At 68.1% G+C, this 13318-nt stretch carries 11 protein-coding genes; 5 read left to right on the forward strand and 6 right to left on the reverse strand.

Annotated features, from left to right (window positions below):
* Positions 1–160: 160 nt before the first annotated feature.
* Both rpoD and dtd read right to left on the reverse strand, forming a co-directional pair.
* Positions 161–2008, reverse strand: a complete 1848-nt coding sequence (gene rpoD / locus QMX81_RS00465) for an RNA polymerase sigma factor RpoD (protein ID WP_121040252.1) — start codon at positions 2006–2008, stop codon at positions 161–163.
* Positions 2009–2097: 89 nt separating this feature from the next.
* Positions 2098–2538 (reverse strand): D-aminoacyl-tRNA deacylase, encoded by a 441-nt coding sequence (gene dtd, locus QMX81_RS00470; protein ID WP_121040254.1) that lies wholly within the window; start codon positions 2536–2538, stop codon positions 2098–2100.
* Between the two features lie 86 nt (positions 2539–2624).
* Between dtd and QMX81_RS00475 the strand changes: the two genes are divergently transcribed.
* The 4 genes from QMX81_RS00475 (at position 2625) to QMX81_RS00490 (ending at position 6869) form a co-directional block, all read left to right on the forward strand.
* A complete protein-coding gene (locus QMX81_RS00475) occupies positions 2625–3542 on the forward strand; it encodes a lauroyl acyltransferase (protein ID WP_121040256.1) in 918 nt (305 codons plus the stop codon).
* Between the two features lie 68 nt (positions 3543–3610).
* Positions 3611–4744 (forward strand): GTP cyclohydrolase II RibA, encoded by a 1134-nt coding sequence (ribA, locus tag QMX81_RS00480; protein WP_183073711.1) that lies wholly within the window; start codon positions 3611–3613, stop codon positions 4742–4744.
* Between the two features lie 158 nt (positions 4745–4902).
* Positions 4903–5355, forward strand: coding sequence for a PH domain-containing protein (locus QMX81_RS00485; RefSeq protein ID WP_121040260.1), 453 nt, complete (start codon positions 4903–4905; stop codon positions 5353–5355).
* Positions 5352–6869: a PH domain-containing protein gene (locus tag QMX81_RS00490; RefSeq protein ID WP_282257336.1), complete on the forward strand. Its 1518-nt coding sequence runs from the start codon at positions 5352–5354 to the stop codon at positions 6867–6869. Before QMX81_RS00485 ends, QMX81_RS00490 begins: the two co-directional genes overlap by 4 nt.
* Before the next feature lie 84 nt (positions 6870–6953).
* On the opposite strand, the gene QMX81_RS00495 is transcribed toward QMX81_RS00490, so the two are convergent.
* Positions 6954–8012, reverse strand: a complete 1059-nt coding sequence (locus QMX81_RS00495; RefSeq protein WP_121040264.1) for a CDP-glycerol glycerophosphotransferase family protein — start codon at positions 8010–8012, stop codon at positions 6954–6956.
* Between QMX81_RS00495 and QMX81_RS00500 the strand changes: the two genes are divergently transcribed.
* Positions 8011–8829 carry a glycosyltransferase family 2 protein gene (locus QMX81_RS00500; RefSeq protein WP_121040266.1) on the forward strand — a complete coding sequence of 273 codons (819 nt, stop codon included), beginning with the start codon at positions 8011–8013 and terminating at the stop codon, positions 8827–8829. The two genes, QMX81_RS00495 and QMX81_RS00500, sit on opposite strands and share 2 nt — an antisense overlap.
* On the opposite strand, the gene QMX81_RS00505 is transcribed toward QMX81_RS00500, so the two are convergent.
* The 3 genes from QMX81_RS00505 to rsmB all read right to left on the reverse strand — a co-directional run bounded on the left by QMX81_RS00505 (position 8814) and on the right by rsmB (position 13318).
* Positions 8814–10115, reverse strand: a complete 1302-nt coding sequence (locus QMX81_RS00505) for an O-antigen ligase (RefSeq protein WP_121040268.1) — start codon at positions 10113–10115, stop codon at positions 8814–8816. The two genes, QMX81_RS00500 and QMX81_RS00505, sit on opposite strands and share 16 nt — an antisense overlap.
* A gap of 111 nt (positions 10116–10226) precedes the next feature.
* Positions 10227–11948: a glycosyltransferase family 39 protein gene (locus QMX81_RS00510; RefSeq protein ID WP_121040270.1), complete on the reverse strand. Its 1722-nt coding sequence runs from the start codon at positions 11946–11948 to the stop codon at positions 10227–10229.
* Positions 11949–11974: 26 nt separating this feature from the next.
* Positions 11975–13318 (reverse strand): 16S rRNA (cytosine(967)-C(5))-methyltransferase RsmB, encoded by a 1344-nt coding sequence (rsmB, locus tag QMX81_RS00515; RefSeq protein ID WP_121041282.1) that lies wholly within the window; start codon positions 13316–13318, stop codon positions 11975–11977.

Genomic DNA, 13318 nt, shown 5'->3' on the forward strand with positions numbered 1-13318 from the left:
ATCACCAAATCAGCCTAGCGATCCCAACCCCGCCGAACAGCCGCTCCATTCGCTGTGCCGCCGCCCAGTTCGAGTACACCACGCGGCGCCACCTGCCCCAAAAAAACAAACCCCGCTTGCGCGGGGTCTGTCGGGTTTCAACGCGATGCGCCGGTATCGATCAATCGATATCCAGGAAGCTGCGCAGCTGCTCGGACCGGCTCGGGTGACGCAGCTTGCGCAGCGCCTTCGCTTCGATCTGGCGGATACGCTCGCGGGTGACGTCGAACTGCTTGCCCACTTCCTCGAGGGTGTGGTCGGTGTTCATGTCGATGCCGAAGCGCATGCGCAGCACCTTGGCTTCCCTCGGGGTGAGGCCGGCCAGCACGTCGCGCACGGTTTCAGACAAGTTGATGTTGGTGGTGTTCTCGATCGGGGACTCCACGTTGGTGTCCTCGATGAAGTCGCCCAGATGGGAATCCTCGTCGTCGCCGATCGGGGTTTCCATCGAGATCGGCTCCTTGGCGATCTTCATCACCTTGCGGATCTTGTCTTCCGGCATGTCCATTTCCTTGGCCAGCTCCTCCGGCGTAGCCTCGCGGCCATACTGCTGGAGCATCTGACGGGAAATGCGGTTCAACTTGTTGATCGTTTCGATCATGTGCACCGGGATACGGATGGTGCGCGCCTGATCGGCGATCGAACGGGTGATGGCCTGGCGGATCCACCAGGTCGCATACGTGGAGAACTTGTAACCACGGCGGTATTCGAACTTGTCCACGGCCTTCATCAGGCCGATGTTGCCTTCCTGGATGAGGTCGAGGAACTGCAGGCCGCGGTTGGTGTACTTCTTGGCGATCGAGATGACCAGGCGCAGGTTGGCTTCGACCATTTCCTTCTTGGCCTTGCGTGCACGCGCTTCGCCGTAGGCCATGGCGCGGCTGATTTCCTTCAGCTCGTCCAGTTCCAGCCAGGTGGTCTTCTCGATGTCGATCGTCGCCTGCTGTTCGGCGATGATCTGATCCTTCACGTCACGCAGGGCCGAGGACCACTTCTGCTTGCGCTTCAGTGCGTCTTCCACCCACTCCAGGTTGGTCTGGTTGCCTTCCCACGAGCGGATGAAGTCCTTGCGCGGCATGCGCGCGGTCACGGTCGCCAGGTTCAGCACGCGGCGTTCGTGGGACTTGATCGAGGCCATGACGTCGCGCAGCTGCTTGACCAGCACATCGGTCAGCGGCAACGGCAGCTTCAGGGTCACGAAGACGGCGGCCATGTCGTCGCGCAGCTTGGCCAGCGGCTTGCGGTCGCCCTTGGCAGCGGCCTTCTTGAACGCGGTATACGCATCGCTCAGGGCCTGCATGCGGCGTGCGACTTCTTCCGGATCCGGACCGGTCGGGCCGGCCTCTTCCTCGACGTCGTCACCGTCATCTTCTTCATCGGCGTCATCGTCAGCGTCGTCGCTGGTGTCTTCGGCCACGGCCGGGGCCGGGACTTCTTCGACCAGGTCGTTGAAGCCGACGATCACTTCGGCCAGGCGCTTCTTGCCTTCCTTGTGCGCGTCGTAGTCGGCCAGCAGCGATTCCACCGATACCGGGAAGGTACCGAGTGCGGCCTGGACCTGGCCCAGACCTTCTTCGATGCGCTTGGCGATGGCGATTTCGCCTTCGCGGGTCAGCAGCTCGACGGTACCCATTTCGCGCATGTACATGCGCACCGGGTCGGTGGTGCGGCCACCTTCGGTGTCGAGCGCGCTCAGCGCGGCAGCGGCTTCTTCGGCCGCGGTGTCATCGACTTCGCGGTTGCCGGTGTTGCCATCGTTGAGCAACAGGGTTTCTGCATCGGGCGCAACTTCATGGACATCAATGCCCATGCCGTTGATCATGCCGATGATATCTTCGATCTGCTCCGGGTCGACGATGTCGTCGGGCAGATGGTCATTGACTTCGGCGTAGGTCAGGTAGCCCTGTTCCAGGCCCTTGCTGATCAGAAGCTTGATGTCGTTTTGCTGGGCAGGACGTTCGTTGGCCATGTAGTGCTCGCGCCACCGGCTGGGAGAGGGAATAGAACCTAGCATTATACCAGCCCGGCGCCCCGCGTTCCCGGGCGGTGGTCCCGGGGCTAGGGTCTGAGCAGGAAGGTCACGGGACCATCGTTGACCAGGCTGACAACCATATGGGCACCAAACTGGCCGGTTTCCACCCCCGGGGCGTGTTTTTGCCTGCAGATCTCGACCAGTCGGTTGAATCCGCGTTCAGCCTCCGCCGGCGGCGCGGCGGTACTGAAGCCCGGCCGCATCCCGCTGGATGTGTCGGCCGCCAGGGTGAATTGGCTGACCAGCAGCACTCCGCCGCCGGTATCACGCAGCGACCGGTTCATTTTTCCGGTCTCATCGGCAAAGACACGATAACCAAGCAGGCGATCGGCCATCCGGGCGATCTGGGCCTCGGTGTCACCTGGCTCCATGCCCACCAGGGCCAGCAGGCCGGGGCCGATCTGACCGACAACGGCCTCATCGACACGGACGCTGGCTTCGCTGACGCGCTGGATCAGAACAAGCATGGACAAGGCTCCGCTAGCTGAAGGCGGACTACCTTAACGTGCCCGCGCGCCGACAGGCTGGTCGCCAGCGGCTAGACTTTGCGGTGATGAAACCGCACACCACCGCCCGCCTGGCCTACCGCGCCGCTGCCCTGTTCACCCGCCTGCCCTGGCCCTGGTTGCGTGCCTTCGCCAGCGGCCTGGCCTGGCTGTGGATCCGTCTCAATGCCCGTGAGAGCCGCGTCACCCGCCGCAACCTCGAACTGGCCTACCCCGAAATGGACGAGGCCGAGCGCACCGTGCTCCACCGCGAGGTGCTGCGCTCGACCGCGCTGCAGGCCATCGAGACCCTGCGCCTGTGGACCCAGCCACGCGATCGCAATCTTGCGCGGTTGACCGAGCGCCACGGCGAGGCGCTGTACGACGCAGCCCTGGCCGCCGGCAAGGGCGTGATCGTGGCGGCCCCGCATTACGGCAACTGGGAGCTGCTCAACCAGTGGCTGGCCTCGCGCGGGCCGATCGCGATCGTCTACAAGGCCCCGGATGAAGCAGTGGGCGATGCCTTCCTGCAGCTGGTCCGCGGCGGCGACAACGTCCAGCAGGTCCGCGCCGAAGGCCCGGCCGTGCGCCAGTTGTTCAAGGTACTCAAGGACGGCGGTGCCACCGGCATCCTGCCCGACCAGCAGCCCAAGGCCGGCGACGGGGTGTTCGCGCCATTCTTCGGGGTGGAGGCGCTGACCATGACCCTGGTCAACCGACTGGCCGAGCGCACCGGCGCGACCGTGCTGTACGGCTGGTGCGAGCGGATCGGCCCGGGCATGGCGTTCGCCCTGCACATCGAGGCCACCCCGCCGGCCGTGGCCGATCCGGACCCGCGCACCGCGGCCACCGCCCTCAATGCCGGCATCGAACGCATCGCCCGGCGCGATCCGGCGCAGTATCAGTGGACCTACAAGCGCTATACGCTGCGCCCACCGCAGAGCGGCGAGGACGACCCCTATGCCACCGAGGACCATCCGCACTGACTGCGACGCAGCGTCGCGCCCTTGGTGCGATTGAATCGCCGCGATCCGTCCCCACTGTGGAAACCACGATGTCCCCCACGGCCCCTGACATGTCCCCTGCTTCTTCCCTGTTCGGCGATCCGGCCGCGATCCGCTGCGAGCGCGCGGTGGCCGAACTGCGTGCCGGCCGCCCGGTGGTGATCGACGATGGCCACGGCCAGCGCCTAGCCTTCATCGCGCTGGACAGCAGCACCCGCACGAGCTTCAGCGCCTTTGCCGCGGCCGCGGAAGACCGGCACTACCTGTTCCTCACCGCCACCCGCGCCCGCGTGCTCGGGGTGAGTGCCGACCGTGGCGCGCGCGTGCCGCTGGCCGGCATCGATTTCGATGCCCTGCCCTCGCTCAGCTACCTGCGCGACCCCGGTGCGATGCCCCCGGGCTGGACCGGTGGCGAAGCGCTGGACGACGGCGCGGTGGAAATCGCCCGCCTCGGCCTGCTGTTGCCGGCGATGGTCGGCGTGCTGTTGGCCGCCGATGACCGCCGCTTCGACGACTGCGCGCAGGTCTCGCTGTGCGATCTCAGCCAGGGCGCCGAACAGGCCGCGCATGCGTATGAGCTGGTGGCCCGCTCGCCGGTGCCGCTGCGCGAGGTCGGCATGACCGAATTCGCGGTGTTCCGCGGTGGCGTGGCCCAGCGTGACCAGGTCGCGATCATCGTGGGCACCCCGGATCTGTCCGCCGTGGTGCCGGTTCGCGTGCATTCCTCCTGCCTGACCGGCGATCTGTTCGGTTCACTCAAGTGCGACTGCGGCGACCAGCTGCGGCGCGGCCTGCGCAAGCTCAAAGAGCTCGGCGGCGGCGTGCTGCTGTACCTGGACCAGGAAGGCCGCGGCACCGGCATCGCCGCGAAGATGCGCGCCTACGGCTACCAGCACGATGGCCTGGACACGATCGACGCCGATGCCCAGCTCGGCTTCGGTGCCGATGAGCGCCGCTACGGCAGTGCCGTGGCGATGCTGCAGGGCCTGGGCGTGAGCCGCGTGCAGCTGCTCAGCAACAATCCCACCAAGGCCCAGCGCCTGCGCAATGCCGGCATCGACGTGGTGGACTGCATACCGGTCACCGGCGACATCACCGCCGAGAACGAACAGTACCTGCGCACCAAGGCCGAACGCGCCGGCCATCTGCTCGATGTCGACGCACTGATCCAGGCCGCGCAATAGCCCACGGCAACCTGCTACCGTCTGCGCCACGGGCGGTTGCACCTGTACGCATGCGCCCGGCCCGTTCCCCAGCCGAGCGCCCTGCCTTGTCCGATCTTCTCGACACTCCCGTGCCGCCGCCCCTGCCGCCGTTGCCGCCTGCCCCCGACTGGCAGGCGATGCCGCTGCGTTCGGCCTCGCTGGCCGCGTTCGGTGGTGCGGTCGCTGGCGCACTGATGATCGGCGGCGTGTTCGGCACGCTCTGGGTGGTCTTTGATCTGCCGGGCCGCTGGTGGGGCGCGGCCGGCATGGTCGCGCTCGGCGCGCTGATCGGTGCGGCTCTCGCGTTCCGCCGCCAGCGCCGCACCTATTGGCGGCTGGATGCCCAAGGCCTGGGCTTGCGCCGCGACCTGCTCTGGCAGAACGAAACCCGTGTCCCCACCTCGCGCGTGCAGCACCTGGATCTGCGCCGTGGGCCGATCGAACGGAGCGCCGGGTTGAGCACGCTGGTCGTGCATACCGCCGGCAGCCGCTTCAGTGCGGTCACGCTCAGTGGGCTGGACAGCGCCGATGCCGAGCGCCTGCGCGACACCCTGGCGCACCAGCTGGACCAGGACGACGACGCGCTGTGAGTACCCCGCCGCCGCTTGATGCCGCGCCGGAGCAGCGGCTGCATCCCTGGTCGTGGCTGTTCGTGCTGCTGATGCAGTTGCGCCAGGGTTTGGTACCGCTGATCGCACTGGTGGTGTTCGGCCAGCGCGGCGACCGCGATGAGCTGTGGCTGTCACTCGGCCCGGTGATCGCCGTGGTCGTGCTGGTCGCGTATTCGGTGCTGCAGTACCTCACCTATCGCTACCAGATCGGCACGAGCGCGATCACGGTGCGCAGTGGTGTTTTCGCGCGTAATCGCCGCGAGATTCCCTTCGCCCGCATCCACAACGTGGTGGTCCACCAGAACCCGCTGCACCGCCTGTTCGGCGTCGCCGAACTGAAGCTGGAATCGGCCGGTGGCCATCGCCCCGAAGCGGAAATGCGGGTGCTCAAACTCGACCAGGCGCTCGCACTGGAGCGTCTGGTACGCCAGCGTGGCCAGGCAGTGCCGGCCACGGCCGAGGGCGACGCCGCTGCGGCCGAACCAACCGAGGATGTGCTGCTCGCCCTGAGCCCGGGCGAGGTGGTCCGTATCGGCCTGCTCTCCAACCGCGGCTGGGTGGTGGTGTTGGCAGTGCTGGGCGCGATGGTGCAGTTGTTCCCGCGTGGCAGCGTCTCCGATGTCATCGAAGCCGGCGGCCGCCAGGCCTTTGGTTATGCCAGCCACCTGCACCCCGGGATGTGGCTGTGGGCGATTGCCGCGGCGCTCGCCGTGGCGGGCTTCTGGGTCATGCCGCGGGTATTGTCGGTGGTGCTCGCGCTGCTGCGTTATTACGGCTTCCGGCTCAGCGAGCACGAGCGCCGGCTGACCGTGGCCAGTGGGCTTCTGACCCGCATGCGCACCAGCGTGGCGCGGCGCCGGATCCAGGCGTGGACGCTGCGCGAGAGCGCGCTGCAGCGCTGGTTCCAGCGCCGGCAACTGCGTATCGATATTGCTGCCGGCAACCCCGGCGAAGGCGAGCGCCGCGACCTGCGTGAGCTGGCGCCGCTGGCGACGCCGGCCGTCTGCGATGGGCTGGTCCAGCATCTGCTGCCGCACCTGCAGTGGCCGCCGGCGCGCTGGCAGCCGGTGCAGATGCGGGGCTGGTGGCGGCTGTGCCTGGGCGCACTGTGCCTCGTTCCGCTGCTGACGGCGGCGGCGATCTGGTACGGCGGGCCGTGGGGGGCGCTGGTGTTGCTATGGCTGCCGTGGTCGGCGTTCCGCGCGCACCGGCAGATGGCCCGCATCGGCTATCACCTGGATGACGACTACATCGCGGTGCGTGGCGGCTGGTGGCAGCGCTGGTGGCGCTTTGCCGAGCTGGACAAGCTGCAGGCACTGCGCCTGACCCGTTCGCCGCTGGACCGCCGGCTGGGCACGGCCAGCGTGTGGCTGGATACCGCCGGCGCAGGCATGGGCACGCCGCTGGTGCTGCAGTACCTGCCGGAAGCGGAGGCGCGTGCGGTGTACGAGCGGTTGGGCCGTGCGTTGGCGAAGCGTCGCCTGCGCTGGTAGGGGCGCAACCACGCCTGGCGTGGATCTACCTGGTGAAATGCGTCCACGCATGGCGTGGATCTACCTGATGGCGCAAACGCTGGCTTATCGCTTCGCCGGCCCCCAATAGCCGAGCTCCTTGCGGATCTGCAGGCCCCGCGTCCACGCACCGAACGGTTTGCGCTTGAGCGTGCCGAGCTCACCGGACAGGAAATCCTCGGTCGCCGCGATCACCCGCTCAGAGGAATACCCATCGCGGAACGGATGGATGGCATCGGCGTAGCGACGGATTTCGGCCATCAACGCCGGGGTGGGATCCAACGCCTGGGCCAGCATCGCCGGCAGTTGGGTGGCATCGTCGAAATCGATCATGTGCGGCTGCGGAACCCGGTTGCGGAAGGTCACCACCGGTTTGTGCTGCACGATGAACTCGGAGACGATCGAGGAGGTATCCGAGACCAGCACATCGGCCGCGCGCTGCGCGGCCATCACCTGTTCCGGTTCGATGAAGCGCGCATGCGGGCCGGCCAGCGCGCGGTAGCGCTCGAACAGCGCCGGCGCGCACTTGGGATGCAGGGTCAGCAGCCAGTAGTGCTCGCCGCGGGCGATATCGGCCGCGATCTGCTCGTACAGATGCGGCGCGGCGCTCAGCCGCTCGGTGAAGGTCGAGCCGAACAGGATCACCGGGCGGCCCTGTGCCGGCACGCGCAATCCCGCGCTCAGGCCGCCGTCATCGCGGAACAGCGGATCGAGCTTGGGCCAGCCGGTCTCGGCCACGGCGAAGTGGCCCTCGCGCGCGGCCAGCTCGCGGAACGGAGTAGTCGTGGCCGGGCCCTGGGTGCAATACAGATCGAACAGGCCGCGCACCCGGAAGTGGCCGCGGGCACTGTCGCGCTTCTGCACGTTGAAGCCGTGGAAGACCTGCACCTTGGCCCCGGCAATGAACGGCGGCACCCAGTTGGCGGCGCTGAACACCGCGCGCGGACGTAGTGCCAGCGCGTCTTTCAGGCCTGCATTGGGCACGCCGGGCAGCGACGCGCCAGCGGCGCCATCGGCGAACCAGGCCGACACCGATTGACCGGATGCGTGCAACGCCTGCGCCAGAGGGGCGAGAATGGGCAGCGCATAACGCTCCGTCGCAAACAGCAGGTACTCGGCCATCATGTCCTCCTCGACCGCTCCCACTGAACGGCCTCGCATTTCGGCCTGCATTATCGCGTTCAATGAAGCCGACCGCATCGGCGACTGTCTGGCCTCGCTGGCCTTCTGCGACGAAATCGTCGTGGTGGACTCGCAGTCCACCGATGCCACCGTGGCGATCGCGACAGCCGCCGGGGCGCGGGTGCTGCAACGCCCGTTCGATGGCTTCCGCAGCCAGAAGGCGTTCTGCGTCGAGCAGGCCGCGCATGACTGGGTGCTGTGCCTGGACGCCGACGAGCGCATCAGCGGGACCCTGCGCGAGGCGATCCTGTCCGCCCAGGCCAACGGTTTCGCCGGCCACCACGGCTACCGGTTCGCACGGCTTTCCGAGTACTTCGGCAAGTTCCTCAAGCATGGCAACGCCTACCCGGACCGGGTCCTGCGCCTGTTCGACCGCCGCCATGGCGGCTGGCGCGGCAAGCGTGAGATCCATGAGGCGGCCAGCGTCGATGGCGCGGTGGGCACCCTGCGCGGCGACCTGATCCATTACCCCTACCGTTCGCTGGAGCAGCAGCTGCTCAAGACCCAGCGCTACGCGCGGATGATGGCCGAGCACGAGTTCGCGCGGGGCAAGCGCGCCACCCTGCCCAAGCTGATCCTGGCCCCGACGTGGCGGTTCTGGCGTGGGCTGCTGCTGCGCGGCGGCTTCCGCGATGGCTGGCACGGCCTGGTCTATGCCTATGTGCGCGCCAACTACGTGCGCCAGAAGACCATCATGTTGTGGATGCTGCAGAACGGGCAGCCGGTGACCGATCCGCCGCGGGATCAGCCAGGCGCCTGAGCTTTGGCCTGTGCCAACGCCACCCGGCGGGTATGGCCCTGGACGATCGACAGCCCGGCCAGCAGGCCGACGATGGTGACGTAGAAGCTGGCCGTGATCTGGTGCGCGAACATCGACTGGGTGATCCCGCACAGCACATAGGTCACTACCACCATGATCCCGGCAGCGGCCGGGCCACGGAAGGCCTGTTCGCCGCTGCGCCGGTGCAGGCCGGTAAATACCCACAGCGGCACACCATAGATGGCCAGCAGCAACAGCAGGCCCGGCACGCCCTGCGTCGCCGCCCACTCGGCCAGGTCATTGTGCGCGTGGCCCAGATGGCAGCGCTGTTCGGCCGGATCATCCCGGCACACCGGCAGGCGCTGCATGGCGCTGTCGAAATGGCCGATGCCCACGCCGGTCAGCGGATGATCGAGGAAGGTCTCATAGGCCACCTGCAATCGCTCCACGCGCGCGCCGGCCGAGGAGTCGCTGTCTCCGCGCTCCATCCGCACCACGTCGTGCTTGAGTTCGGTCAGGCGGACCTGCTCGCGCAGGCTCGGGATGGTCAGGATCAAGGTACCGGCGATCGCCACCAGGGCCAGCAGCACACCCAGCCGCGCAGGCCCGGTACGCCAGCGCAGGCTCATCGCCATCACCACCAGCAGTGCCAGCAGCGCCAGCCAGACGCCACGGCTGCCGCTGAGCACGATGGTCACGCAACCGGCGACCATGCCCACGATCACCCAGGTCCAACGTTTGTGTGGCCGGCAGAACACCAGCAGCACCATCAGCACCAGCACGATGTCGGCCAGTACGATCGCGTTGGTGCTCAGATCAGCGCGTGGCGCGCCGCCGGCCACCTGCAGGATCGCCAGCACCATGGTACCGAGCAGGCCGGCCAGCGCCCCGCCCCACAGCCAGCGGATGTCCGGCCGCAGTGCACAGACCCACAGGGCGATCCAGGGGATCACCACGAACCGTGAGCGGTTGTCGATGTCGCGCAGGCCCTGCTCGAACAGATAAATCGAGAGCAGTGCAAAGGCAATCGCGGCCACCACCAGCCAGGTGAGGGCCTTCACCGGCCGCCCGGCCAGGCCCCGCGCGCGCCACAGGTAATCCGGCGCCAGCAGCGTGCTCAGCAGCAACAGGATGCCGTAGGGCAGCAGGTTCTGGGGCAGGGTCAGCACCAGCGCGGGCATGCAGAACAGGCCCACGGTGGCGATCCAATGGGCCACACCGGCACGCCCCTGCAGCGGCGGCAGGGAAACGGGCGTGGTCGGCTCGGATGCAGCGGAGAACGTCATTGCCAACCTCGATTGCCACACGCAGGCATGCACGCCCGTGATTGCACTGGACGCCACCGGCGCCCACGGAGCTGCCGCACCTGCCCGACCAGGCCGCCAGCATTGCAGAATTCACTCATCGCCGTCGATCCGGTGCAGCGCGCGTTCGCGTTTTTGTTCTTCGGCGCTGGCCACGCAGGCACCGTGGATATCGCCGGGCCTTACCAACCACCAACGGCGGCGGTTGGCGACCCCGGCCAGCTCTGCAGTGGTGCGGTCCACGCACGCCAGCAGCGCGTCTTCCTGCACCAGCAACCAGCGCTGCTGGGGCTGGGCGGCCTGCCAGGCGACCCCGTCGGCGAGCTGCCGGTCCCAGCGCCGGTTGAACCCGAACGTGGCGGCCTCACGGTCAGCCATCAGCAGGTTCTGCTCCTTCCACGCGACCAAGCCGAGTTCCGCCTTCGGGCCGATGCGCTGGCCGACCTGCTGCATCAGGCCACGTGCCGAGCTGGAGTCGTTGAACAGCGGGTAGCCGATCAGCCCGAACGCCACCCAGGCCATGGTCAGCGTCGCCACCACCGCCAGATGGAAGCGGCGTACGCCGGCGATGCACAGGGTCAGCACGGCCCAGCAGCCCAGCGCGACCGCGACCCAGCCCAGGCCGGAGGTGACGGCGGTATCGATGCCGCGGTCGAGGATCAGTTTGCGCTCGAACCCCGGCTGCCCGACCAGCATCGAGATACCGATGCCGAGCAGGCCGGCGGCCAGCAGCGCCACGAAGCCGCCCAGCAGCCACTGGAAGGCGCGCTTGCGCAGCAGCCCCGGCAGCAGCGGTGCCAGCGCCAGGCAGAACATCGGCAGCGCCGGCAGGATGTAGACGTCACGCTTGCCGTTGGGGATCGAGAAGAACAGCACGATCAACAACCACCACACCAGCGGCAGCAGGTAGCGCGCATCACGCCGCTGCAGGCGACGGCGCCAGGCCGGGATCGCCCAGGGAATCGCCAGGAAGGCCGGGATCCACATCGACGGCATCGTGCCCAGGAAATACCACCATGGCTGATGATGATCCCAGGATTGCGCGTAGCGCTTGGCGGTCTGCCGGAACAGGATGTCGTCCAGGTAGGCGCGATATTCGGCCGACCCACTGCCCAGCGCAGTCAGCACCATCGGCACCAGCCACAGGGCGATCGCCAGCGCGAACGCCAGCGGCCCGGCCCAGAACCGCCAGTCGCGGACATGCAGCTTGACCCGCGGCCAGCCCAGCACAGAGGCCACGGCGGCCGGCACGATCATCAGCAGCGCGATCACGCCTACGCCCTTGGTGATCACCCCCAGCCCGGCAGCGAACCAGCCCAGCCACCACCAGCGCCACGCAGGGCCACTGAGCAGATGCCGCAGCAGGCCGTAGTTGGCCAGGGTGATGAAGAACACCACCAGCGGATCGATCTGGGCTTTCTTGGACTGGAAAGTGAAGTGCAGCGCGAACAGCAGCGCCCAGGCGGCGTACAGCCCGACCCGCCGTGTCCACAGGCGGCGGCCCAGGTCATAGACGCAGGCCAGGGTGCCCAGCGCGGCCAGCAGCGAGGGCAGCAGGAAGGCCACCCGCCAGTCGCCGATCAGCGAGTACAGCGCGGCCTGCGACCACATCAGCAGCGGCGGCTTGTCCGAATACAGCTCGGTGCCCCGATGCGGGAACAGCCAGTCGCCGCTCTCCACCATCTGCTTGGCGACCAGCGCAAAGCGTGGCTCGTCGGACGGCCACGGATCACGCATGCCCAGGCCGGCCCCCAGAACGAGCAGGGCCATCAGGGCAAGCAGCCAGAACTCTCGGGATGCGCGGTTTTTTAGCATGGGGCGGAATTCTAGCCGGGTTCGGATCAACCCTTCTTTAGCAGACGCGCATAGAAGAAGCCGTCAGCACCTTCCTCACCGGGCAGGCGCTGGCGCCCGGCCCAGGAGTCGTGGCCATACGCCTCGCCCAGCGGCAGGAAGCCCGCATCCCGGGTGCGCTGCAGGAAGGATTCGACCTGGAACTGGTTTTCATCGCGCAGGATCGAGCATGTCGCATACAGCAGGGTTCCGCCCGGGGTGAGCATCGACCAGCACGCATCCAGCAGGCGCGCCTGCAGGGCGATGAGTGCATCGATGTCGGTCGCGCGGCGATGCGCCAACACATCCGGCTGGCGGCGGATGATGCCGGTGGCCGAACAGGGGGCGTCGAGCAGGATGGTGTCGAACAGCTGCCCGTCCCACCAGCTGGCCGGATCGGTCGCATCGCCCGCCAGCACCTGCGCGTTCTGGCCCACGCCGGTGCGTGCGAACGTTTCGCTGATGCGCTTGAGCCGGCGCGCATCGATGTCCAACGCCAGCAGCTGCAGGGTCGGATCGCGCTCCAGCAGATGGGCGGCCTTGCCGCCCGGTGCGGCGCAGGCATCAAGCACCCGCGAACCCGGGCGCGGCGCCAGCGCATCGGCCACCTGCTGGGCAGACAGATCCTGCACCGACAGCGCGCCATCGGCGAACCCGGGCAGCGCGGAGACCGCGACCGGCACCGGCAGGCGGATCGCATCGGCACCCACGCTCGATGCCTCCGCCTCGATACCGGCGGCCGCCAACTGCTGCAGCATCGCCTCACGACTGCTGTGCTGGCGGTTGACCCGCAGCCACAGCGGCGCGGCCTGCAGGCTCGCGGTGAACACCGCGTCGGCCTCGTCCGGCCAATCCTGTTCGATCTTCTCGGCCATCCACAGCGGGAAGGCATCGCGCGCAGGCAGCGGCGGAATGCCTTCGCGCTGGGCGCGGCGCAGCAGTGCATTGACCATGCCGGCCTGGCGATCACGGCCCATCGCACGCGCGGCGTCGACCGTGGCCGAGAGCGCGGCGTGCGCCGGCAGCTCCAGTGCGTCCAACTGGGCGAAGCCGACCAGCAGCAGCGCGCGCAGTTCGTCTTCGCGCACGCTCAGCGGCCGCGGCATCCATTGCGCCAGTGCAGCGTCATACGCGGCACGGCGACGCAGCACGGCAAAGCACAGCGCCTCCAGCAGCGCGCGGTCGCGGCTGTCGTCCAGGGTCGGCAAGGCGGTGGCCAGTTCGGCCTTGAGCGAACGGCCGCGGCCGATCACCTGGGCCAGCACGCGCGCGGCCAGCACGCGGGTGGGCACGCCGGGGGCGGTATGGGCGGTGTAGGGGCCTGCAGGCTTGCCGGAACGCGCGGTGGTCAT

The sequence above is a fragment of the Stenotrophomonas sp. PS02301 genome (assembly GCF_029959485.1).
GTDB lineage: Bacteria > Pseudomonadota > Gammaproteobacteria > Xanthomonadales > Xanthomonadaceae > Stenotrophomonas > Stenotrophomonas maltophilia_Z.

What these genes read in the sequence shown, in the direction of transcription:
- rpoD (WP_121040252.1), bottom strand. Translation starts at nt 2,008, where the DNA reads ATGGCCAACGAACGTCCTGCCCAGCAAAACGACATCAAGCTTCTGATC.
- dtd (WP_121040254.1), bottom strand. Translation starts at nt 2,538, where the DNA reads ATGCTTGTTCTGATCCAGCGCGTCAGCGAAGCCAGCGTCCGTGTCGAT.
- QMX81_RS00475 (WP_121040256.1), top strand. Translation starts at nt 2,625, where the DNA reads ATGAAACCGCACACCACCGCCCGCCTGGCCTACCGCGCCGCTGCCCTG.
- ribA (WP_183073711.1), top strand. Translation starts at nt 3,611, where the DNA reads ATGTCCCCCACGGCCCCTGACATGTCCCCTGCTTCTTCCCTGTTCGGC.
- QMX81_RS00485 (WP_121040260.1), top strand. Translation starts at nt 4,903, where the DNA reads ATGCCGCTGCGTTCGGCCTCGCTGGCCGCGTTCGGTGGTGCGGTCGCT.
- QMX81_RS00500 (WP_121040266.1), top strand. Translation starts at nt 8,011, where the DNA reads ATGTCCTCCTCGACCGCTCCCACTGAACGGCCTCGCATTTCGGCCTGC.
- QMX81_RS00495 (WP_121040264.1), bottom strand. Translation starts at nt 8,012, where the DNA reads ATGATGGCCGAGTACCTGCTGTTTGCGACGGAGCGTTATGCGCTGCCC.
- QMX81_RS00505 (WP_121040268.1), bottom strand. Translation starts at nt 10,115, where the DNA reads ATGACGTTCTCCGCTGCATCCGAGCCGACCACGCCCGTTTCCCTGCCG.
- QMX81_RS00510 (WP_121040270.1), bottom strand. Translation starts at nt 11,948, where the DNA reads ATGCTAAAAAACCGCGCATCCCGAGAGTTCTGGCTGCTTGCCCTGATG.
- rsmB (WP_121041282.1), bottom strand. Translation starts at nt 13,318, where the DNA reads ATGACCACCGCGCGTTCCGGCAAGCCTGCAGGCCCCTACACCGCCCAT.